This is a genomic window from Cohnella candidum, from assembly GCF_003713065.1.
Lineage (GTDB): Bacteria > Bacillota > Bacilli > Paenibacillales > Paenibacillaceae > Cohnella > Cohnella candidum.
The window spans coordinates 3,030,448-3,055,739 of sequence record NZ_CP033433.1 but is presented as its reverse complement, the minus strand read 5'-3'; the positions used below and the strand labels follow the sequence as shown (position 1 = coordinate 3,055,739).

General features: G+C 60.3%; 24 protein-coding genes and 1 other annotated feature. Of the genes, 22 read left to right on the top strand and 2 right to left on the bottom strand.

The features are described 5' to 3' along the window. The first annotated feature begins 2 nt into the window (after positions 1-2). The 9 genes from EAV92_RS14085 (at position 3) to zapA (ending at position 12,545) form a co-directional block, all read left to right on the top strand. Positions 3-2,093: a putative bifunctional diguanylate cyclase/phosphodiesterase gene (locus tag EAV92_RS14085; protein ID WP_123041693.1), complete on the top strand. Its 2,091-nt coding sequence runs from the start codon at positions 3-5 to the stop codon at positions 2,091-2,093. 2 nt (positions 2,094-2,095) lie between these two features. Further along, entirely contained in the window at positions 2,096-2,515 is a 420-nt protein-coding gene (locus tag EAV92_RS14080; RefSeq protein WP_123041692.1) for a gamma-glutamylcyclotransferase family protein, read from the top strand. Positions 2,516-3,003: 488 nt separating this feature from the next. Next, positions 3,004-4,665 carry a copper resistance CopC/CopD family protein gene (locus EAV92_RS14075; RefSeq protein WP_123041691.1) on the top strand — a complete coding sequence of 554 codons (1,662 nt, stop codon included), beginning with the start codon at positions 3,004-3,006 and terminating at the stop codon, positions 4,663-4,665. A gap of 13 nt (positions 4,666-4,678) precedes the next feature. After that, positions 4,679-5,539, top strand: coding sequence for a sensor histidine kinase (locus tag EAV92_RS14070; RefSeq protein WP_123041690.1), 861 nt, complete (start codon positions 4,679-4,681; stop codon positions 5,537-5,539). Continuing rightward, positions 5,536-6,219, top strand: coding sequence for a response regulator (locus EAV92_RS14065; protein WP_123041689.1), 684 nt, complete (start codon positions 5,536-5,538; stop codon positions 6,217-6,219). Before EAV92_RS14070 ends, EAV92_RS14065 begins: the two co-directional genes overlap by 4 nt. 108 nt (positions 6,220-6,327) lie before the next feature. After that, positions 6,328-6,915: a YcnI family copper-binding membrane protein gene (locus EAV92_RS14060; RefSeq protein ID WP_123041688.1), complete on the top strand. Its 588-nt coding sequence runs from the start codon at positions 6,328-6,330 to the stop codon at positions 6,913-6,915. Between the two features lie 77 nt (positions 6,916-6,992). Further along, positions 6,993-7,267 (top strand) — a binding site (T-box leader). Positions 7,268-7,338: 71 nt separating this feature from the next. After that, positions 7,339-8,373, top strand: coding sequence for a phenylalanine--tRNA ligase subunit alpha (gene pheS, locus EAV92_RS14055; RefSeq protein WP_123043729.1), 1,035 nt, complete (start codon positions 7,339-7,341; stop codon positions 8,371-8,373). A gap of 48 nt (positions 8,374-8,421) precedes the next feature. After that, the gene (gene pheT / locus EAV92_RS14050) at positions 8,422-10,869 is read left to right on the top strand and encodes a phenylalanine--tRNA ligase subunit beta (RefSeq protein WP_123041687.1); all 2,448 of its coding nucleotides are present in this window, start codon (positions 8,422-8,424) and stop codon (positions 10,867-10,869) included. A 110-nt stretch (positions 10,870-10,979) separates the two neighbouring features. After that, entirely contained in the window at positions 10,980-12,545 is a 1,566-nt protein-coding gene (gene zapA, locus EAV92_RS14045; RefSeq protein WP_164472780.1) for a cell division protein ZapA, read from the top strand. A gap of 247 nt (positions 12,546-12,792) precedes the next feature. On the opposite strand, the gene EAV92_RS14040 is transcribed toward zapA, so the two are convergent. Both EAV92_RS14040 and EAV92_RS14035 read right to left on the bottom strand, forming a co-directional pair. Next, positions 12,793-13,173, bottom strand: a complete 381-nt coding sequence (locus EAV92_RS14040) for a cupredoxin domain-containing protein (RefSeq protein WP_123041685.1) — start codon at positions 13,171-13,173, stop codon at positions 12,793-12,795. Positions 13,174-13,333: 160 nt separating this feature from the next. Next, positions 13,334-13,696 (bottom strand): phage holin family protein, encoded by a 363-nt coding sequence (locus EAV92_RS14035; protein ID WP_123041684.1) that lies wholly within the window; start codon positions 13,694-13,696, stop codon positions 13,334-13,336. Between the two features lie 127 nt (positions 13,697-13,823). On the opposite strand from EAV92_RS14035, the gene EAV92_RS14030 reads away from it, so the two are divergent. The 13 genes from EAV92_RS14030 to EAV92_RS13970 all read left to right on the top strand — a co-directional run bounded on the left by EAV92_RS14030 (position 13,824) and on the right by EAV92_RS13970 (position 25,289). Then, positions 13,824-16,190 (top strand): endonuclease MutS2, encoded by a 2,367-nt coding sequence (locus EAV92_RS14030; RefSeq protein WP_123041683.1) that lies wholly within the window; start codon positions 13,824-13,826, stop codon positions 16,188-16,190. A 13-nt stretch (positions 16,191-16,203) separates the two neighbouring features. Continuing rightward, entirely contained in the window at positions 16,204-16,623 is a 420-nt protein-coding gene (locus EAV92_RS14025) for a DUF350 domain-containing protein (protein WP_123041682.1), read from the top strand. A 145-nt stretch (positions 16,624-16,768) separates the two neighbouring features. Then, positions 16,769-17,308, top strand: coding sequence for a hypothetical protein (locus EAV92_RS14020; protein WP_123041681.1), 540 nt, complete (start codon positions 16,769-16,771; stop codon positions 17,306-17,308). Further along, positions 17,305-18,222: a cysteine synthase A gene (gene cysK, locus EAV92_RS14015; RefSeq protein WP_123041680.1), complete on the top strand. Its 918-nt coding sequence runs from the start codon at positions 17,305-17,307 to the stop codon at positions 18,220-18,222. The genes EAV92_RS14020 and cysK overlap by 4 nt, the downstream gene beginning before the upstream one ends. Positions 18,223-18,924: 702 nt before the next feature. Then, complete coding sequence (locus tag EAV92_RS14010) at positions 18,925-19,287, top strand: hypothetical protein (RefSeq protein WP_164472779.1); 363 nt, start codon at positions 18,925-18,927, stop codon at positions 19,285-19,287. Positions 19,288-19,415: 128 nt separating this feature from the next. Further along, positions 19,416-19,907, top strand: a complete 492-nt coding sequence (locus EAV92_RS14005) for an Lrp/AsnC family transcriptional regulator (RefSeq protein WP_123041678.1) — start codon at positions 19,416-19,418, stop codon at positions 19,905-19,907. Positions 19,908-19,946: 39 nt separating this feature from the next. Continuing rightward, positions 19,947-21,173, top strand: a complete 1,227-nt coding sequence (locus EAV92_RS14000; protein WP_123041677.1) for an aminotransferase class I/II-fold pyridoxal phosphate-dependent enzyme — start codon at positions 19,947-19,949, stop codon at positions 21,171-21,173. 103 nt (positions 21,174-21,276) lie between these two features. Then, a complete protein-coding gene (locus EAV92_RS13995) occupies positions 21,277-21,552 on the top strand; it encodes an aspartyl-phosphate phosphatase Spo0E family protein (protein WP_123041676.1) in 276 nt (91 codons plus the stop codon). Positions 21,553-21,671: 119 nt separating this feature from the next. After that, entirely contained in the window at positions 21,672-22,283 is a 612-nt protein-coding gene (locus tag EAV92_RS13990) for a bifunctional adenosylcobinamide kinase/adenosylcobinamide-phosphate guanylyltransferase (protein ID WP_164472778.1), read from the top strand. Then, positions 22,255-22,842 (top strand): cob(I)yrinic acid a,c-diamide adenosyltransferase, encoded by a 588-nt coding sequence (locus EAV92_RS13985; RefSeq protein ID WP_123041674.1) that lies wholly within the window; start codon positions 22,255-22,257, stop codon positions 22,840-22,842. The genes EAV92_RS13990 and EAV92_RS13985 overlap by 29 nt, the downstream gene beginning before the upstream one ends. Further along, a complete protein-coding gene (locus tag EAV92_RS13980; protein WP_123041673.1) occupies positions 22,839-23,813 on the top strand; it encodes an RluA family pseudouridine synthase in 975 nt (324 codons plus the stop codon). Before EAV92_RS13985 ends, EAV92_RS13980 begins: the two co-directional genes overlap by 4 nt. Further along, on the top strand, positions 23,795-24,157 hold the full coding sequence (locus tag EAV92_RS13975; protein ID WP_123041672.1) for an arsenate reductase family protein: 363 nt from the start codon (positions 23,795-23,797) through the stop codon (positions 24,155-24,157). The genes EAV92_RS13980 and EAV92_RS13975 overlap by 19 nt, the downstream gene beginning before the upstream one ends. A 52-nt stretch (positions 24,158-24,209) precedes the next feature. Beyond that, positions 24,210-25,289 carry a site-2 protease family protein gene (locus EAV92_RS13970; protein WP_123041671.1) on the top strand — a complete coding sequence of 360 codons (1,080 nt, stop codon included), beginning with the start codon at positions 24,210-24,212 and terminating at the stop codon, positions 25,287-25,289. Positions 25,290-25,292: the final 3 nt, after the last annotated feature.

Here is a 25,292-nt window from a genome sequence, read left to right as displayed (position 1 = left end):
ACATGTCGATTAATCGCGCCGAAATGAGAACCGTATGGACGCTCCTGGCCGCAGCCGCGGCTTTCGCCGTCCTTCAGGCCGTGTACGGGCAGCTTAGGCAATGGATCGCCCCGATCGGATACATGAACGCTTACCTGCTTTTGGATGCGTTGTCATTCGCATTCTGTTTCGCGATCCTGACGCTCGGATGGATGATCTTCCTTCCGACGCTGTGCCGTCTTCGCCTTTCCACCGCCGCTTTGTTCGCCGCCATCGGCGTCATCGACCTGCTGCACGGCATGAGCCTGCCGGGAATGCCTTTTTTTGACCGGGAGATCGGCAACGCCCCGAATATTTTGCTGGGCTGGTTTTCGCAAACCTTAGCTGCAATCGGCGTGCTTGTGCTCTTCGCGATGCGGAACGTCAACGTTCCTCCCCGGTCGCGCGTCGTCGCGATGGTATCGGTCGCCGCGTTGCTGGGGCTGCTCAGCTGGGGAGTTTTTCATGTCGGCCATTGGGACTACGATGCATTGAACGCCTTCCGTCCCTATCATTATTCGGCGGTCCTGCTTCTTTACGCGACGGCTGCATTGATGATCCTGTACCGCAACCGGCAAGAAAAACCGCAGGCAATGCTGACGATCGTACAAGGGCTTATCTGGCTGTTCTTTTCGCGGCTGGAAGGCGCAGTCGGCCTGGGTACGTACCATGAACTGTTCGCGGAAGGCCTGAAACTGGCCGGTTATTACTGCTTGCTGAAAGGCATCTATTACGTGTCCATCGAAGAGCCTCTGAAAAGGCAGAAGAAAATCGAATCCCGCATCAACTACCTGGCCTACCATGACGAATTGACGGGGCTGCCCAATCGCCGGATGTTCGCGGAGAAGGTGCAAACCGAGATGGGGCGAGCTTTCCGGGATAAAGGCCGTTTCGCGCTGCTTTGGCTCGATCTGGACCGTTTTAAAACGATTAACGACTCCATGGGGCACGCTTTCGGGGATCAGCTGCTGGTGGCGGTTTCCGAACGGCTTTCCCAGTTCAGGGAGAAGTACGACAACGTTTTTCGAATGGGCGGGGACGAATTTACGGTGCTGCTGCCCGGTACCGAGGGAGAGGAAGCGGAGGCGACGGCCCAAAAGCTTGTCGACGCGTTCCAGCAGCCGGTGCGGATCGGTCCTTCGGCTTTCCATATGAGCGTCAGCGTAGGTATCGCCCTGTATCCCGACGACGGGCATAACTTGGATTTGCTGCAGCAGAATGCGGACACCGCCATGTACAGCGCCAAAGAAACCCGCAACGGCTGGAAACGCTACGTGCCGAACATGAACCTCAAAGCGAAAGAAAGGCTGCTGCTGGAAAATGACCTGAGAATCGCCCTTGAGCTCGGCCAGTTCCGTCTCGTCTACCAGCCGCTCGTGGAACTCGAGAGCGGAAGGCTCGTCGGCACCGAGGCGCTCCTGCGCTGGAGCCATCCCCAAAAAGGGGAGATTCCCCCTTCTGAATTCATCCCGCTGTGCGAAGAGAACGGATTCATTCTGCCGTTGGGGGAATGGGTGCTCCGAAACGCCTGCATGCAGATGAAAGCGTGGCAGGATAAAGGGTATCCGCCGATCATCATGTCGGTGAACCTGTCGATCCGGCAGTTCCGGCAGCATGACCTGTGCGAGCGGATCCGCAGCGTGCTGGAGGATACCGGGCTGGATGCGCGGTGGCTCGAGCTAGAAATCACGGAGAGCATCATGGCCGACGTCAATTACGCGACGGAGATGCTGGAAATGCTCAAGAAGATCGGCGTCCGGATCAGCATCGACGATTTCGGCACCGGGTACAGCTCGCTTCACTATTTGAAGAAGTTCCCGATCGACAAGCTCAAGATCGACCGCTCCTTCGTCAGCGACGTGCTGACCGACCGCAACGATGCGGCGATCGTTTCCGGGATTTCCGCGATGGCCCGCAACCTGAACCTGAAGGTCACGGCCGAAGGGGTGGAAAGCGAGGGCCAGGTCGCCTTCCTGAAGGAGCAGAAATGCCAGGAAGCGCAAGGATACTTCTTCTCCAGGCCGGTTGCGCCGGAAACCTTCGAGCAACTGTTCGCTGCCGATAAGGCGGTATGACGATGTACGGAGAGAGCGGCCGGCATACGATTCGGGTATTCGTTTACGGAACCTTGCTGCCGGGTATGCCGAACCGCCATATCATCGAACCTTATGTCAGGGCGATGCAGCCGGGACGGGTCCGAGGAAGGCTGCTCGATGCCGGATCGTATCCCGCTCTTGTGCTTGAGCCTGCGATCGGATTACGGTTCGTGCGCGGCAACTGGACGGACATCGATGCGGACGGCTTGCCGGTACTGGATGAGCTCGAAGAATTTTACGGCATCGAAGAAAAGAACGATTACGAGCGGGTGTGGATTCGGGACGCGGACGAACCAAATCATGAAGGTTGGGTATACGTCTGGCCGACGGCGCGAGGGTATCCGGAAGCGGCAGGCGATTGGTGGCCGGATGCAGCGTCAAATTCAAGGAATCGCAGTTGAAATCGAACGGCCCTTGCCGCAAGGCGGCGAGGGCCGTTCTTTATTTTGTCAATACTCGCGCAGTTGAAGAGGTAGTCCCGTTCGGTTACGATGGAAATGGTCCTTTGCCGAGATTCGATGCTCGTGGTATTAGTGGGATTTTTTCCGCTAATTTATCGGTAAATGAGTAATTAGGCAAAATTAAGGGAAAAGCTCCCACTAATTTTGCCCATGTTGCCTTGATAAGCTTTCATGCACGGGATTAGTGGGAACTTTTCCAATTGTTTTTCTAAAAAACAGAAAAACGTGGAAATTAACAGGAGTATTTCCCGCTAATACGCAAACCCCCGTTTCACCAGCAAGTAAAGAAAAGGATGAACCCTGACTTCACACCCGAGAACGTTTCAAACTTACATTCCCTTACAAACCCTTTACCGGTCAAATACGTAGTCAAAGTATAGGAGTCTCCGAGCGCATTAGCGAGCCGCAGGGAGAAGGAGGAAGATGATTTGTCTATAAGCGGGATCGTTCAAGGATTTCTAACCTCCCGAAAGCGCCGTATCACCCGGTCGTTTTGGGCGGCCGCGGTCGCCCTGTGGCTGGGATTGGCGGCGTTTCTCCAAACGGCCGATGCGCATGCGCAGCTGGTCCGCACGACGCCGGACGTCGGGGAAAAATTGAGCAAAAGTCCGGCCGCCGTCGAACTTTTGTTCAATGAGCGCCTGGATCCGGGCGGCACGAATCTTACCGTTTTGGATGAAGCCTCCCGTTCGGTCGCCAAAGGAACGCCCGAACGGTTCGAGGAAGGCAAGGGGATTCGCCTTTCCCTGCCGTCGCTCGGAGAAGGGCATTATACAGTCTCTTACAGCGTGATTTCCGCGGACGGTCATCCCGTTTCGGGCGCGTTCGTGTTCACGGTCGGCAATCCGCCGCCGCTCCCGGACGCGCAGCAGCTGGATCCGCACGCTCAAGTGGGCCACAATCACGGTGGGTCGACCACGACGGACCGGGAGTTCCTGATTTACGCGACCCGGATCGCTTATTACGCGGGCTTGCTCGGCACGGCCGGTCTTGCGATGTGGAGCCTGCTGCGCGGCGTTTCCCCCCTCGTCGGCGGCTTGCGGGAAAAGGCTCTCTCGTTCGCGGGAAAATTCACGCTGCTATCCACGATCGCCTATATCGCCATCAGTCTCATGGACTTGGCTCAGGATGAGCCCATGTCCGAATGGCTTCGCATTTTGAAGGTAACGACAATCGGGCGGCTGTACGACGCCGAGCTGCTGCTGGCGTTGGCCGCACCTTTGTTGGTCAGCTTGGGCTCTGCGGCCCGGCTCATCTGGGCGGCGGCGTTCATCGGTATCGAAGCGTGGTCCGGCCACGCCTCTGCGGTCAGTCCAAAAGCCTATATGATCGCGCTTGACTTCGTGCATTTGGAAGCGGCGTCCTTGTGGGCGGGCGGGCTGGTGCTCCTGCTGGTCATCTGGTTGAAGGACCGGCCGGAAGCGGGACGCTTCGCGCTGGTGTTTTCCCGGGTAGCCCTTCTGCTCTTTCTTGCCTTATGGATCACGGGCGTCTTGTCCGTGCTCGATTTCTTGCCGAGTCTGACCTATTTGAAATATACGCTCTGGGGAAAATGGCTGCTCGCCAAAGGCGCGCTCTCCTTGCTTGTCGCCGTTACCGCCTTCCTGATCAGGCTGAGGCTGCGCAAAGGAGACCTTCCGCACGGTTTCATGCTCAAAGCGGATGTCGGGCTGCTGGCGGCGATCGTATTCGTGGTCGGCATTTTGACTTACCAAACGCCCCTGCCCCCGAACGAGCCGCTCAGTTACCATCAGATGGGCACGGACATGCACCTGACGCTCCGCATCACCCCGAATGCCCCGGGCGACAACCGTTTCATCGTGAAAATCTGGCTGCCGGAGCAGGACGGAGCGCCGAAGAACGTCTCGCTCAAGATGCTTCCGCTGGACCGACCGGACGTCGGCGCGATCGAGGTGCCGATCAAGGCTTACCAGGACGACGAAATCGATGCTTTCGACGGTTACGGGAAATACACGTACCAGGCGGAAGGCCCGTACTTGCCTTTTGCGGCCAAATGGAAAGCCCAGGTATTGGTGACCGATGCCAAGGGCAATGAAATCGAACGGGAAACGACGTTCCGGATCTATTGACGGGAGGATGAGGATGCCGAGGCGCTCTGCGGACCGGAGAATCAAATGGATGATCTTGCTGACGCCTACGCTCACGATCGGTCTGTGGGAGTATGTCCGGCATGTCTTCCTGTTGCCCTATATGTCCATGGAAATGGGCAATTTCCTGGCGCCTTTCATCGTGCTCGGGGTGACGCTGACGCTCGTGCGGGGTTTGTTCGCGCGGCTGGAGCAGTCGCAGGCAGAGCTGCAGCGGGAACGGGCGGTCAGCGGAGCGCTCGAGGAAAGGGAGAAGCTGGCCCGGGAGCTGCATGACGGGATCGCGCAATCGCTGTTCCTGCTGGCCGTGAAGCTGGATAAGCTCGACCGGACGGCTGCGGAAGGCGAGCGCAAGGTGCTCGAGATGTCAGGAGAGCTGAAGGAAACGGTGAGGGTCATGCACGATGACGTCCGGCAGGCGATCGAGAACCTGCGGCAGCCGCCGACGGCCGCGGAAGCGGCTTGGGTCGTTCCGCTGCGGGAGTTGCTCGAGGAGACCGCCGGCGTGACGGAAGCCGAGGCGGAGTTCCGTTGGACGATTAAGGACGAAGCTTTGTCCAACAAAGAGAAGGTCGAGCTGCACGCTTGCCTTCGGGAAGCTTTGATCAACGTGCGCAAACACGCCAACGCTTCGAAGGTTATCGTGACGGGAGAACCTGAGGAGAACGGCGGCTTCCGCTGTACGGTGGAGGACGACGGGGTCGGCTTTTCCGGAGATCCGCTGGCGGTTTACGGCCGGTTCGGCCTTCGCATGGTACGGGACCGGGCGACGCGTATGGGCTGGACGTTCGCGGCCGAGCGGCGGGCGGATCGGACGGTCGTGGAAATCGCCAAGCCGGGAGGGAGACGCTCATGAAGCAGCCGATCCGGGTGCTGATCGCGGACGATCATCATCACGCGAGGGAAGGCATGCGCGAAATCCTGTCCGCGGATTCCGCCTTCGAGATCGTCGGGGAAGCCGCGAGCGGAGAAGAAGCGGTTGAAATGGCGGGCCGGACGATGCCCGAGCTCATTCTCATGGACATCCAAATGCCGGGGATGGGCGGCTTCGAAGCGGTCAAGTCGATCAAAAGCGCCCATCCGCAGGTCAAAATCGTGATGGTGACCGTGTCGGACGACGCGTCCCACTTGTTCGAGGCGCTCAAGAAGGGAGCCCAAGGATACCTGCTCAAAAATTTGAACCCGTCGGCGTGGCGGGACTATCTGCGGGCGATCGTCCATGACGAAGCGCCCTTGAGCCCCGACATTGCGATGTCGATCCTGCGGGAGCTCGGCAACCGCAAGGCCGCGCCGGCCGTTTCGCGGGAAACGGCGGAAATCGGTCCGGCGTCCGAATTGACCCCCCGGGAACGCGAGATCCTGCTGGAGGTCGCCCGCGGCCGTAAAAACCGCGAGGTGGCCGACGCGCTCGGGCTGTCGGAGCATACGGTCAAAAATCACCTGAAAAACATTTTGCAGAAGCTTCATCTCGACAACCGGGTTCAATTGACCCGTTACGCTTACGAGCGGGGGATGATGGAGCCGGACGCCACATAAACGCCATACTTTCTTCGCGGGACTGGCTCTTTCGAGTCATGCGGGAAGACCGGACCGCCTCTATACTGAAAACTGTAAAGAGTTTACAGGAAAGAGGTCGGGAAAAAGATGAAGAAACGTTTAATCATCCCGTTGCTGACACTCGCGCTCACGATGGCGTTCGGAGGGCTTGCAAGCGCGCACGTGACCGTGCAGCCGAAGGAAGTGCCGGCGAATTCGTACCAGGTATTCACGCTGCGCGTCCCTTCGGAGAAGGAGGCCGCGACGACGCAGGTGAAAGTGGAAGTGCCCGCCGGCGTGGACGTGTCCCGGTTCGAGCCCAAGCCGGACTGGACTTACGAGATTGAGAAGAACGCGGACGGCAAAATCACGGCCGTCACCTGGAAAGCGACCGGCGCGGGCATCGGCTCGACGGAATTCGGACAATTCAACTTCCAGGGCAAAGTCGCCGCGGACGCGAAAGAGCTGGCTTGGAAAGCGCACCAGACTTACTCCGACGGCACCGTCGTCGACTGGACGGGCCCGGCGGACGCAGACACGCCGGCTTCCGTGACGACGGTCACCGCCGCTGCCGCGGCTACGGATTCCGCGAAGGACGGAGACCGCGATCCGCTGACGCTGGCGCTCGCGATCGCCGGCTTGGCGGCCGGCCTGCTGGCGCTCGTCGTCTCGCTTATCCGCAGGAAGAAAGCCTGACTTGAGGCCGATGGAGGAAGCGGGCTCGCGTCCGCTTGCCTCCGCCGCGTACTTCGCCTATAATGGCAATAAATCTTGCAAATGCGCAGATGGAGACAAGTAAGCAGCGCCTTCTTACAGGGAGGGAACGCCGGAGACTGGAAGCGTTCCTAGGAAACCAGGCTGCTGAAATTCACTCCGGAGCAGTCCCCTGAAACGGAAGAACGCCTGGCGCGTTCGGAAGCGGGTAGGGGGAACCGGCAGCGGCCCGTTACGCCGCGGAAGCGGGAATGCTTTTGCCGGGTTCGGCGGGCGGCTGATGACAGCCGCGGCATTCCAACAAGGGTGGTACCACGGTCCTTTCGTCCCTTACGGGGAGGAAGGGCCTTTATTTTTTTGCCGACCGGCCGGGGGCCGGGCAAGAAGACGATGGAGGAGAGAGCGATGAAAGAACGTTTGGAGGCGCTTCGCAGCGAAGCGCTCGACCGATTGCAGAACGTTGAGGATGCTGCCGCGCTGAATGATTTAAGGGTGCATTACTTGGGGAAAAAAGGCCAGTTGACCGAGATTTTGCGGGGCATGGGCGGCCTGTCCGCGGAAGAGCGGCCGATCATCGGCCAAGTGGGCAACGAAGTCCGCGCCGCGATCGAAGCGGTCCTCGCGGAGAAGCAGGAAGCGTTCGATCGGGCCGAGACGGCCCGCCGCCTTCAGGCGGAAACGATTGACGTCACGCTGCCCGGCAAGACGCCGTCCGTCGGCAGCGTCCATCCGCTCAACAAAGTGGCGCAGGAGATCGAGGACATTTTCCTCGGCATGGGCTATACGATCGCGGAAGGACCGGAAGTGGAAACCGATTATTTCAACTTCGAAGCGCTGAACCTGCCCAAAGACCATCCGGCCCGCGATATGCAGGATTCGTTCTACATCACGGACGAAATCCTGCTCCGGACGCACACGTCTCCCGTGCAGATCCGTACGATGCAGGCGATGAAGGGCAAGACGCCGGTCAAGGTCATTTGCCCGGGCAAGGTGTACCGGAGGGACGACGACGACGCGACCCACTCGTTCATGTTCCACCAGATCGAAGGGCTTGTCATCGGGCCGAACATCCGGATGAGCGATTTGAAGGGCACCCTGCTGCAATTCGTGCGCGAAATGTACGGCCCCCAGATGCAAATCCGCCTGCGCCCGAGCTTCTTCCCGTTTACGGAACCGAGCGCGGAGGTGGACGTGACCTGCGTCAAATGCGGAGGCCATGGCTGCCGCATGTGCAAGCAGACCGGCTGGATCGAAATTCTCGGCTGCGGCATGGTTCATCCGAAGGTGCTGGAGCACGGCGGATACGACCCGGCGGAAGTGTCCGGCTTCGCGTTCGGCATGGGCATCGAGCGCATCGCTCTGCTCAAGTACGAAATCGACGACATCCGCCACTTCTATTCCAACGATCTCCGGTTCCTGAACCAGTTCGCCAAAATGTAAGGGCGGAGCGCCCGAAACCATTTTCCGCATAAAAGAGGGGAGTATCCCATGAACGTTTCGTACAGGTGGTTATCCGATTATATCGATTTAAGCGGCATCGAGCCGCAGCAATTGGCCGAGATGCTGACCCGCGGGGGCATCGAAATCGACAACGTGCCGTCGCGCAACCAGGGCGTGAGCAAAGTCGTGGTCGGTTACGTCAAAACGCGCGAAAAACATCCGGACGCCGACAAGCTGAACGTGTGCACCGTGGACGCGGGCCAAGACGGGGATTTGCAAATCGTCTGCGGCGCGCCGAACGTGGCAGCAGGCCAGAAGGTGCCGGTGGCGCTGATCGGCGCCAAGCTGCCCGGCGGACTTGACATCAAACGAGCGAAACTGAGGGGCGTCGAGTCCCAGGGCATGATCTGCTCGGCCAAAGAACTGGGCATCAACGACAAGCTGCTCCCTAAGGAATTGCAGGAAGGCATTCTGGTGCTCCCGGAAAATACGGCGGTCGGCTCGGACATCTTGGAAGTGCTGGGTTTGAACGATTCCGTGCTGGAGCTCGATCTCACGCCGAACCGTTCGGATTGCCTCAGCATGCTCGGCGTGGCCTACGAGACGTCGGCGTTGACCGGCCGTCCGGTCAAGCTGCCGCACCCGGAGCAGGAGCTCTTCAACACGCCGGACCGTACGACGGATTACGTGTCGGTATCGATTCAAGCGTCCGACCTGTGCTCCCACTATTCCGTTCGTTATATCAAGGGCGTGAAGATCGGCCCTTCTCCGCTCTGGATGCAGAACCGGCTGATCGCGGCCGGCATCCGTCCGATCAGCAACATCGTGGACGTCACGAACTACGTCATGCTGGAATACGGGCAGCCGCTGCACGCCTTCGACGCGTCGAAGGTGGCCGGAGGCCGCATTGAAGTCCGGTTGGCGCGCGAAGGCGAAACGCTCGAGACGCTCGACGGGCAAACGCGCAAGCTGGAACCCCACATGCTGGTCATCGCGGACGCCGAGAAAGCGATCGCGCTCGCAGGTGTGATGGGCGGCGCCAATTCTGAGGTGTCGGCCGAGACGACCGATATCCTTCTCGAATCGGCGAAATTCTCCGGCGGATCGGTCCGCAAAACTTCCCGGCAGCTCGGCCTGCGTTCGGAAGCTTCGGCGAGGTTCGAGAAGGAAGTCGATCCCGGCCGCGTGATTGCGGCATTGGACCGGGCCGCGTCGCTGATGGCGAAGCTCGCCGGCGGACACGTGGCCGAAGGCGTCGCCGAAGCGGTCGTCCGGTCGCCGGAGCCTGTCGCGATCGACATTGCCTTGTCCCGGATCAACGGCATGCTGGGCACGTCGTTGTCCCCGCTTGAAGTGGACACCTTGTGGACCCGGCTCGGTTTCCGTGCGGACTCCGCCCGGGAAGGGGAGTGGCGCGTGACCGTGCCTTCCCGCCGCGGCGAAATTACCCGCGACGTGGACCTGATTGAAGAAGTGGCGCGGTTGTATGGCTACGACGAAATTCCGACGACTCCGATCGAAGGTCCTTCGACGACCGGCGCTTTGACCAAGAGGCAGTCCATCCGCCGGGATCTCCGGACGACGCTCACGAACGCAGGGCTTCGCGAAGCGATCTCGTATTCGGTCACTTCAGCCGCGAACGCGGGCAGATTCGCGGAACTTGCGCTTGCAGCGCGGCCGATCGCGTTGGCCATGCCGATGAGCGAGGAGCGCAGCGTGCTTCGCACCGTACTGCTCCCGAGCCTGTTGGAAGCCGCGGTATACAACCGTTCCCGCAAAAACGACGACGTGGCGCTGTTCGAGATCGGCAGCGTCTACCATACGGACGAAGAGACGCTGACCCGCTTGCCGCGGGAGAAGCCGCGCCTGGCTATGCTGTTGACGGGCAACTTCAAGGCGGCCGGCTGGAACCGCAAAGCCGAAGCGGCGGATTTCTATGACGCCAAAGGCCTGCTGGAAGCGATCTTCCGCCGCTTGGGACTGGAGGGAGCGATCTCCTATGAGGCAGCTCGCCCGGACGGCTTCCATCCCGGCCGCACGGCGGCGATCAAACTCCGCACCGAACACGGTCCCGAGACGATCGGGTACGTCGGCCAGCTTCATCCGGACATGCAGCGGGAGTTCGACCTTCCGGATACGTTCGTGGCCGAAATCGAGCTGGAGCCGGTTTACGGGAAGGCGGATCGCCGCATCGAATACCGGACGCTGCCGCGCTTCCCTTCGGTGGAACGCGACTTGGCCGTCGTGGTCGATATGGCCGTCACGGGCGGCGCATTGACGGAAGCGATTCGGAAAGCGGCGGGGGATCTGCTGGAGTCGGTATCCGTATTCGACGTATACGTGGGCGAGCGGCTGGGCCAAGGCAAAAAAAGCGTGGCACTGGCGATGGTCTACAGGCATCCGGAACGCACGTTGACGGATGAAGAAGTGACCGAGAGCCATTCCCGGGTTTTGGCGGAATTGGAACAATCTTTCGGTGCCGAACTTCGCAAATAGGCAGGAAACCGAACAGGGCGCAGCGAAATAATCAGGACGCCGGAAGGCGCTTGAGACGGTCGCTGCGCCGTTGTTTTCGGACGCACGATTGGCAAGGGGAGGGACAAGCCTTGAATGAAGAAAATCGGACCCGCGTGACAGTTGACATATACGGTACGCAATATTCGCTGAAAGGCCACTCCAACCCGGAATACATGAAAAGGGTCGCCGCTCTCGTCAATGACCAGATCAACCGGATTTCTTCTACCGATCCCCGGCTCGACCTGCCTCGGCTCGCCGTGCTTGCGGCGGTGAACATGGCCGACGAGTGCATGCGCCTTCGAACGGATTACAATGCGCTGCTGCAGGAACGGGCGGAGCTTGAGCGCCAAGCGGCCGATGGGGAACGTTACGCCTCTGAGGCTGCCGATTTGCGCGATGCGCTCGAAGCGGAACGCCGCGAAGCGGAAGCCCGGGTTGCCGAGGTGCGTGCGGAGCAGGCGGATTTCGTTGCGAAAATGGAGCAGGAACGGGAAACGGAACGCGCGCTCGCTCGGGAAGAGCTGCTGGAGAAGACGGAGGAACTGGAGAGCCGTTACGCCCGCATGCAGGAAGAGACGCGCCGGGAAGCGCAGAAGCTGCTGGAGGAACGCGACGCGGGTCATGCGGCCGACCGCGAGGCATGGTTGACCGAGCGCGCGTCGTGGGCGGAAGACCGCGCCGCGATGGAAGCGGAGCGTTCCGCCTGGGCCGGCGAGAAAGCGGAATGGCTGGCGCGCGAGCTCGAATGGCTGAAGCAGCGCTCCAAGCTGGAAGGCGAATCGCAGCGGTCGGCTCGCGAAGCGGAAGAGCTTCGCCGCGAAGCCGCCGAAGAGCTGCGCAAGCGGCAAGCGGCGGACACCCAGGCCGCGGAGCGCCTGCGGTCGCAGACCGCCGCCCGGGAGCGCGCCGAGCGGGAGTTGGGCGACGCGAACCGGAAGCTGCGCGAAGCGGGCGAGCGGGAGCAGGCGGCAAGCGCTGCCGCGCAGCGCCTGCAGGAGCAGCTCGCGTCCGCGCAGCGGGAGCATCAGGCTGCGGTGGAACGCGCGGCGCGGGAGCTGGACGAGGCGAACCGAAAGCTGCGCGAAGCGGGCGAACGGGAGCAGGCGGCGACGGAACGCGCGGCCGCCTTGGAAGAGCGCCTCGCCGAGCTGGCCGAGGCGGAAGCCCGCATGAGCGCCGCGAGGGACGCGGCGGCGCAAGAGCTGGAGGCGGCGCGCGCGCAGGCCGCCGCCCTGGACGTTCGCGAGGCGGAGCTGGCCGCCTCGCATGCGGAACGTGAGCGCGCCGAGCGGGAGCTGAGCGACGCGAACCGGAAGCTGCGCGAAGCGGGCGAGCGGGAGCAGGCGGCAAGCGCTGCCGCGCAGCGCCTGCAGGAGCAGCTCGCCTCCGCGCAGCGGGAGCACCGGGCGGCGACGGAACGCGCAGCCGCCTTGGAATGGCGCCTCGCCGAGCTGGCCGAGGCGGAAACCCGCATGAGCGCCGCCAGCGACGCGGCGGCGCAAGAGCTGGAGGCGGCGCGCGCGCAGGCCGCCGCCCTGGACGCTCGCGAGGCGGAGCTGGCGGCGCTCCGCCGGGAGCACGAGGAGCTGCGCGGCGAATACTCGAAGCTGCAGAACGAGTTCAACGAGTGGATCGACCTGCTCGAACAGCCGTAAAACGAAGCCGCACCCCTTCTTCGGGGTGCGGCTTTTGCGCGACTAAGGCGGTCATTTCGTCGAAACCTCGGTATCCCTTTCGCTCAGGAGAGAGGTGCTGCCTCCTGCCGATCAACGAGATCAGCGGAAATTTGGGTTAATGAATCGCTAGAGGGCAGCCAAATGCGGGAGATTGCCCGATTTTCCGGTTAACCGTACGCATGCACGCAACAAAAAATCCCGGCGCCTTAAGCTCCGGGATTCCGCCTCATTGCACGATGAGCTTCGAGACCATGTCCTTGTGGCCTCTGCCGCACATGATGCTGCATTTGAATTCATACGTGCCGGCCTTCATGGTGACGACCGTCGACTCGTGGCCGGGTCCGAGGTTGATGCCGGCTTCGTCGATTTTGATGCCGTGGCCGCCGTCCAATTCCAGCGTGATTTTGACGGGCGTATCTTTAGGTACGATGTATTCCGGTTTGTCGAATTCCCAGTTGCTTGCTTTGATGACCACCTCTTGAGAGGCCGTTTGAGAGGCGGACGGGCTTTCGCTCGCCTGGGGTCCGCTGTCTTTGCCGCCGCCGCATGCGGACAGCGCGAAAGCCAGGGCACCGAGGATCAGCAAGGATGCCAGTTTGTGGCGCATGATTGGGTTCTCCCTCCAAAAATAGAAAATGATCGAACCTATTGTATCACAAGCCGTTCGATCGTTTTCGCCCCAACCATGGCGGGTTCGTGAACAACTGCCCGAACGCGAAGTACCCCGGCGCCCGGCGCCGGGGTGCAAGCGGGCATGCCCGTTCGGATCAACTGCGGGCTCTGTCGTCCTTCGCCGCCCGAAATGGGCCCACCGGAATGAACAGGTCGATGATGCCGACCACGAGGGCCGCCAAAATCGCTCCCAAGATCGTAGCGCGTACGCCGCCGACGACGAATTGGGCCAGCCAAATAACGAGAGCGCTGGACAGGAAACCGACGATTCCCCGTCCGAACGGGGTGATCCTTCTGCCGAAGATGCCTTCGAGGATCCACCCGAAAAGCGCAATGACGAGCGCAAGGAACAGCGCGCTCCAGAATCCGCCTACGCTGAAGTTCGGGACGAGCCATCCTACGATCATCAACACGATCGCCGAAACGATGAACCGTACCACATGACCGATGAAACTCATGTGCAGTTGCCTCCTTCTTTCGGGATACGCTTAGTGTATCCCTTCTTCCGTTCCCTATGAGCGGTAGCTTTCGCAAGAATGAACGGTTCGGCTATAATAAGGGGCGAGAGGAGTTGGGGATAACGCCGTGAACGACAAGGCGCTCCATACATTGGAATACGACAAAATCATCCAACGGCTGACGGCGGCATGCGAGACCTCGCTCGGCAAGGAACTTGCCGGCCGTCTGAAGCCGACGCGAGATATCCGCGAAGCGCAGCGGCTGCTCCAAGAGACGGACGAAGCCGTGCGCGCCGCCGCGATCAAAGGATCGGCGCCGTTCGGCGGCATCAGCGACGTCCGTCCGGAGCTGACGAGAGCAAAACTCGGCGGCATGCTGCAGCCGTCCGAGCTGATGGATATCGCCCAACTGATCGCCGGCATCCGGAAGCTGAAACGGTACGTCGTTTCGGTAACGGAAGAGGCGCAAATCCCCCTGCTGGAGGATTTGGTCGAGCCGCTGACGGACTTCAAATCGCTCGAGGACGAAATCCGACGCTGCATCGACGAACAGGGCGACGTGCTCGACTCCGCGAGTCCGGAGCTGGGAACGATCCGCAGAGAGATCCGCGTAGGCGAAGGGCGCGCGCGGGAGAAGCTGGAGAGCATGATCCGGTCCTCTTCCGTGCAGAAAATGCTTCAAGACGCGCTGATCACCATCCGCGGCGACCGCTACGTCATTCCCGTGAAGCAGGAATACCGCGGGCATTTCGGCGGCATCGTGCACGACCAGTCCGGAAGCGGCGCCACGCTGTTCATCGAGCCGGAGGCGGTCGTCCAGCTGAACAACAAGCTGCGGGAGCTGAAGCTTCGCGAGCAGCGGGAGATCGAACGGATCCTTCGCCGGCTCAGCGAATTGACCGGGGAAAAAGCCGATCTGCTGGCCGGCGACACCGAAACGCTGGGTTTGCTCGATTTCATTTTCGCCAAAGCCTCCCTGGCTCAGTCCGATTTCGCGACCCTTCCGGCGATGAACGACGAAGGAAGGCTGGACCTCCGCAGAGCCCGTCACCCGCTCATCGATCCCAAGAAAGTCGTGCCGATCGACGTGGAGCTGGGCGGCGCCTACTCGGCGATTATCGTGACGGGCCCGAATACCGGCGGCAAAACCGTTTCGCTCAAAACGATCGGCCTGCTCAGCCTGATGGCGATGTCCGGTCTGTTCGTGACTGCGGACGAAGGAAGCACCTTGTGCGTTTTCGACGGCATCTATGCGGATATCGGAGACGAACAGAGCATCGAGCAGAACCTCAGTACGTTCTCCAGCCACATGACGAACCTGATCTCCATGCTGGACCAAGTGACGGCCAAAAGCCTCGTGCTGCTCGACGAGCTCGGCGCGGGCACCGATCCCGCCGAGGGCTCGGCGCTCGCGATCGCGATTTTGGAGCATCTTCACCGGATCGGCTGCCGGATCGTCGCCACGACGCACTACAGCGAGCTTAAGGCGTACGCATACAATCGCGATGGCATTACGAATGCCAGCATGGAATTCGACGTCGCGACGCTGCGGCCGACGTACCGTCTGCTCGTCGGAGTGCCTGGACGAAGCAATGCGTTCGCGATCGCCGAGCGGCTGGGCCTGAAGCGGAGCATCATCGAGCACGCCAAGGGGGAAGTGAGCGAAGACGAGCTGAAGGTGGACACGATGATCGCCTCTCTCGAGCAGGACCGCCGCAGGGCGGAATCGGAGCGGGTGACGGCGGAACGTCTCCGTGCGGAAGTGGAGAAGCTCCGGCAGCAGATCGAAGAGGAGCGCAGCCGTTTTCAAGAGCAGAAGGTCAAGCTGCTCGACGAGGCTCGCGAGGAAGCGCGGCAATCCGTCGCCAAAGCCAGGCGGGAAGCGGAGGAGATCATCTCCGATCTTCGCAAAATGGCCCTGGAGGAAGGCGCTTCGATCAAGGAGCATAAGCTGATCGAGTCCCGGCGGCGGCTGGAGGACGCGGTGCCGGCTCCGGCTGCACGTCCGCGCGCCGCGGCGGGCGCCAAAACGGCGAAAATCGAGCCCGGCGACGAAGTGAGGGTGCACTCCCTAGGCGGCCAGAAAGGCCATGTCGTGGAGCTGACCGGGAACGCCGAAGCCGTCGTGCAGCTCGGCATCATGAAAATGAAAGTCGCGCTGGCCGATCTCGAACCGATGGGTAAAAAACCGCAAGCCAAAACGCCGGCCAAATCCGCGGGAGCTTCGGTGAAACGCACGAGGGACGAGAACATGCGGAGCGAGCTCGATTTGCGGGGCGCCACGCTGGACGAAGCGATCCTCGAGGTCGATCGGTTCCTCGACGAAGCGTTTTTGGCCAACTTGGGCCAAGTCTACGTCATCCATGGTAAAGGCACCGGCGCTTTGCGCACGGGAGTGCAGGATTTCCTGCGCAGGCACAAGCACGTGAAAAGCTTCCGGCTCGGCCATTACGGGGAAGGCGGCGCGGGCGTGACGGTCGCCGAACTCCATTGACGGAGGGGATTCCATGCAGGACGCGATCGATTCTTTAATGAAGTATCCTTTGGCGTCGGTGCTGGCTTATTTTTCGGTGGGCATTTTGGCGTTGATCGTGTTCCTCTCGGTTTTCGAACGGGTCACCCGTTACGATGGCTGGGAGGAAATCCGCAAAGGGAACGTGGCGGCCGCGATGGCGACGGGAGGCAAGATTTTCGGGATTTGCAACATTTTCCGATTCTCCATCTCGGCCAACGACTCGATCTATGAGAGCCTGCTGTGGGCGGCGGTCGGTTTCTTGCTGCTGCTGGCCGCCTATTTTTTGTTCGAATTCCTGACCCCGGTGTTCCGGATCGACGAGGAAATCGGGAAGGACAACCGGGCCGTCGGCCTGCTTGCGATGATCATATCCGTCTCGCTATCGTACATTATCGGCGCTGCGGTGACGTAAACTCGGAGGATTTTGCCGGATGAAATATTTGTGGGGAACTTTGTTCGCGCTAGCCGTCGTTTTCATTATTTTCGGCGTCATCTATATGTGGCGGGCGGGTTAAAAAACCAGACGTACTTTCGTGGAAAAGCGAGGAGCGAGGAACATGTCCGTAGTCGTATGTCCGTGGTGCCAAAGCGAGATTCCGCAGGAAGAAGGCGCCGAACCGGAAAAATTTTGCCCGGTCTGCGAGAACGAATTGGACGGATACCGGACGCTGAGGATCGGTCTCGGCGACGAAGAGGATGAGGAAGAAGAAGAGGAGTACACCGGCGGGGATTCGTCGGAAAGTGGGGAAGACTTGTCGTGGGTGGACGACGGGGAGCTGACGGAGAAGAACGAGGCGCTGCTTCGGTTCGAGGAATCCGTGGAGAAGCTGCTCGACGAGCAGGACGTCGTGCCGGAATGCCCGCATTGCCGGGAGTATATGCTCGAGGCGGGCGAAGCGCAAGTGGCGCCGTCGGCGTTCCGGCCGCGCGTTCCGGATGAACTGGGGCAGCCCGTGTTGGAGGCGCCGTTCTCTTATACCGTGTACGTTTGCCCGGCTTGCTTCACGGTACAACAGACCCTTTCGGAAGAAGGGCGCAGCCAAATCGCGCGCCGGCTCAGCCAAGCAGGCACGGCCCGTTCGGGCAAGCGGCCATGAGCAAGGCCGTCCGTTCCGTTACCGAACTCATCGGGGATACGCCGGCGGTCCGCCTCCGGCGTATCGCGGGAGAGGACGTCGCGGAAGTTTTGGTGAAGCTGGAGAAAATGAACCCGAGCGGCAGCGTCAAAGACAGGGCCGCTTGGGGATTGGTGGCGGATGCCGAGGCGCGTGGAATGATCGCTCCCGGCTCGGTCATCGTTGAGCCGACGAGCGGCAATACGGGCATCGGTCTGGCCATGAACGCCGCCGCCCGCGGCTACCGGCTCATTCTCGTCATGCCGGATAACATGACGAAGGAACGGATCGCGCTGCTCAAGGCATACGGAGCGGAAGTCGTACTGACGCCGGCCGCGCTTCGGATGCCGGGCGCCATTGCGGAAGCCCGGCGCCTGTTGGCGGAGATTCCGGGCAGCTACATGCCGAACCAGTTCGAAAATCCCGCGAACCCTGACATCCACCGCACGACGACGGCGCTCGAAATTCTCGAGCAGACCGACGGGCTACTCGATGCCTTCGTCGCGACCGCAGGAACGGGCGGGACGATCACCGGCGTCGGCGAGACGCTGCGCGAGAGGCTCCCCGGCCTGCACATCGCCGTCGTGGAGCCCGACGGCTCGCCGGTGCTGAGCGGCGGGGAGCCGGGGCCGCACAAGTTGGTCGGCACCAGCCCGGGGTTCGTGCCGGCGATCTTGAACACGTCCGTCTACGACGAAATCATCCGCGTGACGGATGAGGACGCGCTGGGTACGATGCGGCAGCTTGCCGCAAAGGAGGGCATCCTTGTCGGACCGTCCTCCGGCGCGTCCGTCTGGGCGGCGCTGCAGGTCGCCCGCCGGCTCGGGCCGGGCAAGCGCGTCCTCTGCATCGCGCCCGACACGGGCGAGCGGTATCTCAGCATGGGGATTTTCTGAGCGAGCAGCAGGCTGGAGACACCACTCTCCATCGTTTTGAGCCGATTTATTGCTTTGTGACACCAACTCCGAGAATGTTGAGGCACTTTAGTCGGAGTTATTGCTTTTGAACACTAACTTTGCTCTAAACTGCCGATCGGAGCCCCATTTATTCCGAATTAGCGTCGAAAAGCAATAACTCCCGCTGCTCATCGCCCGTTGCACGCAAATTAGTGTCAGAAAGCATTAATTTTCGTAGAATCCCTAGACAAATTCACCCAAGCAGGCCAAAATGTAAAAGAATGGATATGAGTAGCTGGGCGTAAAGCATACGCCGCTCTGCCGGAGAACCCTCTTCCGGTCGGGCGGCGTTTTTGTTTTCGCGGACATGAGGAGGAAGCCAATATGGATCGATTTGAGTCGGAACATCGAAAATGGTTGGACGGACACCTGCAGAGGAGAACCGGAGAACGCAGGCGGCGCTTGGAGGTCGGGCACGGGCACGGCGAGATCACCATGCTAAAGAATGTTTGGCACCCCGCTTTTGGCCATTTCGAATAGCTGCATCCGGAATATGAGGTGAGGGACTTTTTGGAAGGCAGACGGTTCATCGACTTCGCCTACATACGTCCTCCAATACGAATAGCAATCGAAGTGGATGGCATCGGCGCTCATTTGAGAGATATTTCGAGAAAGCAATTTTGCGACGAACGGATTCGTCAGATGCACCTGACGCTGGACGGTTGGATCGTGATCCGCATCGGGTACGATGATTTGCTTGAGCGTCCGAAAGTGTGGCAGCAATTGCTTTTGCAGTTAATCGGGCGATTATTCGGAACGGGAGGAAATGCTACGGAGGAGGCATACGACCGCGACATGGAGACCGTAAAACTGGCCTTGCGGTTAGGACGGCCGATTCGGCTGACTGACATTCAGGGATATTTCGGATGCGGTTACCGAACTTCCAGGCAAATCGCGGACCGGTTGCAGGAGTGCGGACTCTTTCAAGCCGTCGGTGGAGGAACTTTACGTTCCCATGCTTGGAAACCGGATGGGAACCATCCACGTTTTCCCAAGCTGTTGTAAACCGGGCCGCCCTTTATTTTTCTTCACACGGAGCCTGTTTTTGATGTAATATGAAGAGTAATTTAAACGTCCAGAGGCTCCTTGCCGCACGCTGGGACCGGACCGGACGTAGATAAAGAGGGATTGCGATGAACCAATTGAAATTAAGCATCCTGGATCTGCTCAAGGAAGACGCGCGACTGCAGCCTTCTACGATCGCCACGATGCTCGGCGCAGAAGAACAAGAAGTTTCCGCCGCGATCTCGGAGATGGAACAAGATCACGTCATCGTGAAATACGCGACCGTCGTCAACTGGAGCAAGGTGGACGACGAGAAGGTAACCGCGCTGATCGAGGTGGAATGCACCCCGGAACGCGGCCGCGGCTTCGAAAGCATCGCGGAGCGCATCTACCTGTATCCCGAAGTGAAATCGGTGTACCTGATGTCCGGCGCGTACGATTTGTGCGTGGAAATCGAAGGCAAAAACCTGAAGGAAGTCGCCTCCTTCGTCTCCAATAAGCTGTCGACGATCGATTCGGTCATTTCCACCAAAACGTTCTTCATTTTGAAAAAATACAAGCAAGACGGCATCATTTTCGAGGAATTCGAGGACGACGGGCGTCTGTTGGTTTCCCCGTAACGCTCCTGCCGTCAGCTCAGCGCAAAGGACCGGTGTCCCATGATCAAAGACAAGGAATTTTCGCAGACGATGACGCAGCCGCCCGTCGAATCGGGCATGAAGCATTATTTGAATGCCAGCGCACGCGCCATTCCTCCATCGGGGATCCGGCGCTTTTTTGACTTGGTCAGCAACAGCAAAGACAAAGACATCATTTCGCTGGGCGTGGGCGAGCCCGATTTCGTCACCCCCTGGCGGGTGCGCGACGCGGCGGTCTACTCCCTGGAAAAAGGAAAGACGCAGTACACGCCCAACGCTGGCACGCCGGAGCTTCGGGAAGCGATCTGCCGCTACTTAAACGACCAGTTCTCCCTGAACTACGATCCGGGCAAGGAAGTTCTCGTCACCGTCGGCGGCAGCGAAGGGATCGACCTCGCGCTTCGGGCGCTGATCGAGCCGGGCGACGAAATCCTGGTCCCCGAGCCGACTTACATCCCCTATGCCCCGATCAGCTCGCTGGTCGGCGGGGTCCCGGTCGGCATCGAAACGTTCGCCAAGGACAACTTCAAGTTGACCGCCGAAAACTTGCGCGCGGCCATCACGCCGCGGTCCAAGGTGCTCGTGCTTTGCTTCCCGAGCAACCCGACGGGCGGCATCATGACCTACGAAGACCTGCTCCCGATCGCCAAACTGGTGGTGGAGCACGACTTGATCGTCATTTCGGACGAAATTTACGCCGAGCTGACTTACGGTTCCAAACACGTGAGCATCGCTTCGCTTCCGGGCATGAAGGACCGCACCGTCCTCGTCAGCGGCTTTTCCAAAGCGTTTGCGATGACCGGTTGGCGCATGGGATACGCCTGCGGCCATCCCGACATCATCAGCGCCATGCTGAAAATCCACCAATATACGATCATGTGCGCCCCGATCATGGGCCAAGTCGCCGCGCTGGAATCGCTGAGCCCCACCGGCATGGAAGAGAAGGACCGGATGATCGAATCGTACAACCAACGCAGACGGCTGGTCGTGCAAGGCTTCCGCCAAATGGGTCTGCCGTGCCACGAGCCACAGGGCGCCTTCTATGCGTTCCCGTCGATCCAATCGACCGGCATGACCTCGGAGGAATTCGCCCAGCGGCTGGTGCTGGAGGCGAAGGTCGCCGCGGTGCCAGGCCACGTGTTCGGCAAAGGCGGCGAGGGCTTCCTCCGCTGCTGCTACGCCACTTCGGTCGCTCAACTGAACGAAGCGCTCGAACGGATTGGAAATTTTTTGAACAAAATCAAATAAAGCTGATTTCTAGCGATTTTAGTTGTTTAATGTAGTAGAGACTGCTATAATTACCAATGGTTTTCAAAGCGTTTCGGATGACAGGATAGAAGGGAGTGTTAACATGGACTCGGCAGAAATCTACGATTATTCCCAAGTCCCCCAGACCGATAGCCATGCGGACTCCAGAACTGACCGGACATCGGAATGGCAGAGAAAGCCCCAGGGCGGCACCCAATTGGTCAGGGATATCGACGATCTTCGCCGGAAGATGGCGGAAACGTTTTTGAAGGAAGCGTCCTTCACGGCGGACCCCGTCATCATGATCAGCCGGCAGCTGGATTTGAAGATCAACGAATACATGATGCAGTGGACCACGGGGCGCAAGAAAGCCCGCTGAAAGCTCGGAAATACTACCAATCTATAAAACGACAGTCCCTGCCCGCAAGGGCGGCGATGTCGTTTTTTTATTGGCGATTATGCTATAGTGGGGATAGTGCGGGACAAGGGGGGACGAGGGTGCTGCTGCTCATCACCGGCGGTGTCGGAAGCGGAAAATCGGCTTATGCGATGAAGTGGGCGCGTTCGCTCGGACGGGAATCCATCCGGTTTTCCTGCCCCCCCTTCCCCAATGAAGGAAACCGGCATGATTATGAAGAGGATTCCCTTTCCGCCGGCTTGGCGTGGAAGGAGCTCACGGCGGACTCGGCGATGGCCTCAAGCATCGATCGGATTAACCGCGAATCGAACGTGTACTTGGCCGATCGGCGCGTGCTCGTGGTGGACAGCCTTTCGGGATGGTTTCGTGCCGCCATCGGTCATGCGAAGGCAGCAGGGCAGGAACCTCACGCACTGGAGCGGCCGGGAGAAGGAACGATCCGCGAGCTGCTGGAGGCGCTGCTGGCTTATCAAGGCAAAAGGATCGTCGTCGCCGAAGAGCCTTACGCCGGCCTGTGCCCCGATCCGTGGGAGCGGTTATACGCAGTCGAGCTGGCGCGGGCCCTGCGGATCCTGGCCGAAGAAAGCCATGCCGTGTACCGCCTGACCGCCGGCATGGCGGCTGAAGTGAAAGGGCACCGAGTGAAACGGGGGAACCAGACGGATGAACATTTATACCCGAACCGGCGATGAAGGAAAAACGTCGGTGATCGGGGGAGGACGTGTCGCCAAAGACGACGTCCGCATAGAAGCGTACGGAACGATTGACGAGCTGAACTCGTTCGTCGGGCAAGCCGCCGCCTGGATGGCTTGCGAGGATGCCGGCGTCTGGGGAGATATGGCGGAACGGCTGATTTTGATCCAACACGAGCTGTTCGATTGCGGATCCGACCTGTCCTATGCTTCCCCGGAGCCCGATAAAATGAAAGTGAACGACGAGATGACGAACCGCCTCGAACGGTGGATCGACGAATACGAGCAGCAAACGCCGCCGATTCAGCGGTTCATTCTGCCGGGAGGAAGCCCGCCGGCCGCGCTGCTGCACGTCTGCCGGACGGTATGCAGAAGGGCCGAGCGGCGGGTCGTCGCGCTTGCGGCGGAACGGCCGTGTCCGGCCGAAGTGCGCCGTTATTTGAACCGGCTGTCGGACTTCCTGTTCACCGCCGCCCGTGCGGCGAACGCCCGTCTGGGCGTGCCGGACGCGGAATACGAGCGCGGCGCGAACGTGTTCAAGCGGAGGCCGGCGGAGTGACTTCGGAAACAGGCAATCGTTATTATGAACCGATCGCGTTGCAAGCGGAGGCTTCCGACGACGGAAGGCTTCTGCGGGAGGTGCTGCAGCGCCGGCTCGGCATCTCGCGAAGGCTGCTGGTCAAGCTGAAGTCGACGGAAGTCGGCATCACCGTGAACGGCCGCCGGACGAGGACGAACGAGGCGGTGGCCGCGGGGGATCTCATCGAGCTCAGAATCGAGCGCGAGGAATCGCCGGACATTTTGCCTCAGCCAATGGAATTGGACATCGTATTCGAGGACGACCATCTGCTCGTCGTGAACAAACCCGCGGGACAGATCGTTCATCCGACGACCGGCCATTACATGGGCACGCTGGCGAACGGCATCGTCCATTACTGGAAGGAACGGGGCGAGAAGTCCCGGTTTCACCCGGTGCACCGGCTGGATGAATGGACGTCCGGCTTGGTCGTCGTGGCCAAGCATGCGTTCGCCCACCAGCAGCTGGCGGAGCAAATGACGGCAGGAACGGTGGAAAAGCTTTATCGCGCCTACGTGTACGGCGAGCCGCCGGAACGGAGCGGGGAAGTGAATGCCCCGATCGGCAGATCCTCGGAGGATCCCCATCGCCGGATCGTGCGAGAGGACGGAGCGCCGTCGCAGACTTTCTATGAAGTGGCCGAGAGCTACGCCTGCGGCGGCGCATCCGCGCTCGACATCCGGCTGGGCACGGGACGCACGCACCAGATCCGGGTCCATATGCTTCACGCGGGCTGTCCCTTGATCGGGGACGACTATTATTCGGATGCCGTTTGGCAGGCTTCGGCGCTGTCGACGTCGCTGAAGGGCGTGATCGGAAGGCAAGCCCTGCATGCGATCCGGCTTTCGTTCCGGCATCCGGTCACGGGAGAACCGCTTAAGCTGAACGCCGCTCTCCCGGCAGATTTACGCAATTTGGAAGGAGCTTTACGGGCATGGCACAAGGAAAATTGACGATCTTTCAATATCCGCCTTGCGGAACTTGCCGCAGCGCGGTCAAATGGCTGCAAAACAAGGGTTACGAACTGGACTCCCATAATTTATGGGAGGAAGCGCCGACGGTGGAACAGCTCCGAAAATGGGTTCCTCTCAGCGGTCTACCGATTCAGAAATGGTTTAACGTCTCCGGCGAAGTCTACCGCGAGATGGGGTTGAAGGACCGCCTTCCCGGCATGACGGACGAGGAGAAAATGGCGCTGCTCGCGAGCAACGGCCGCCTCATCAAAAGGCCGGTCGTGACGGATGGCCGCAAGGTGACGGTAGGCTTCAAAGAAGACTTGTACGAGCAAAACTGGTAGCCGTACGAATCACGAGCTTGATCGATAGACGGCGGAAAGCGGGGGAACGGCAATGGCGGTGCCGGAGCATGACGTCCCGGTCCAAAAGAAAAAGCGAAGCGGCGGGCCATGGGCGGCGGGAACGGGCCTGCTCGTCCTGTTGAGCAAGCTGAAACCGGCGCTGCTGTTCCTGCTGAAAGCCGGCAAGCCGCTCGCCACGATGGCTCTCAGCATTGGGGCCTATGCCTTGATTTATCCTTGGACGTTCGCGGTCGGCTTCGTCCTGCTGCTGCTCGTCCACGAACTCGGTCACGTATGGGCGGCCCGCCGGGCGAAGGTGCCGGTCAACGCCCCGATGTTCATTCCTTTCGTGGGAGCTTTGATTCTGCTCAAGCGCAATCCGAAAGATGCGGCCACCGAGGCTTATATCGGGATCGGCGGGCCATTGCTCGGAACGGTCGGCGCCTTCGTCTGCTATGCGATCGGTTCAATGAGCGGGGAATCGATCTGGTATGCGTTAGCCTACACCGGGTTTTTCCTCAACCTGATCAACCTGATGCCGATCCATCCTCTCGACGGAGGCCGGATCGTGACGGCGGTCAGCCGCTGGCTCTGGCTCGTCGGGGCGGTGCTCGGCCCGTTCATTATCTGGAAGTACGGCGGCTTTATCTTTTTCTATATCTGGCTCTTGTTTTTATGGGAAATGTATAAGAGATTCATCCGCGACCGCAGGAATACCCGGCAATACGCGGTGGAAGGCGAGTACCGGGCGGACGTCGACCCGCTCCTCCCTCCTTGGTATTTCGCCGGGGAATCCCATCGCCGGGAGCTTCCGTTCACGGCCTACTGCCGGCTGGACGGGGAGCACGTGGTGGAATTCTCTTGGGATGTCCTGTCGTTCAGGGGCGAGCTGAGCTTGCCTCAGCCTTGTCTGATCGACCGGGTCGTGCTGACGCAGGTCAAGGGGCCGGACGAGGTCCGCAAACTGACGTTTACGGTGCGTATGGAAGGCCGGCTGTACGAAGATGAGCATTATTACGAAGTTCCGCTTGGCGTGCGATTGCGCATGGGCCTGCTTTACGGCGGCCTCGTCGGCGTCCTGTTCTATATGATTTGGAAAATAGGGGAGGTCGGCCTGATCGTGCCGGCCTAACGA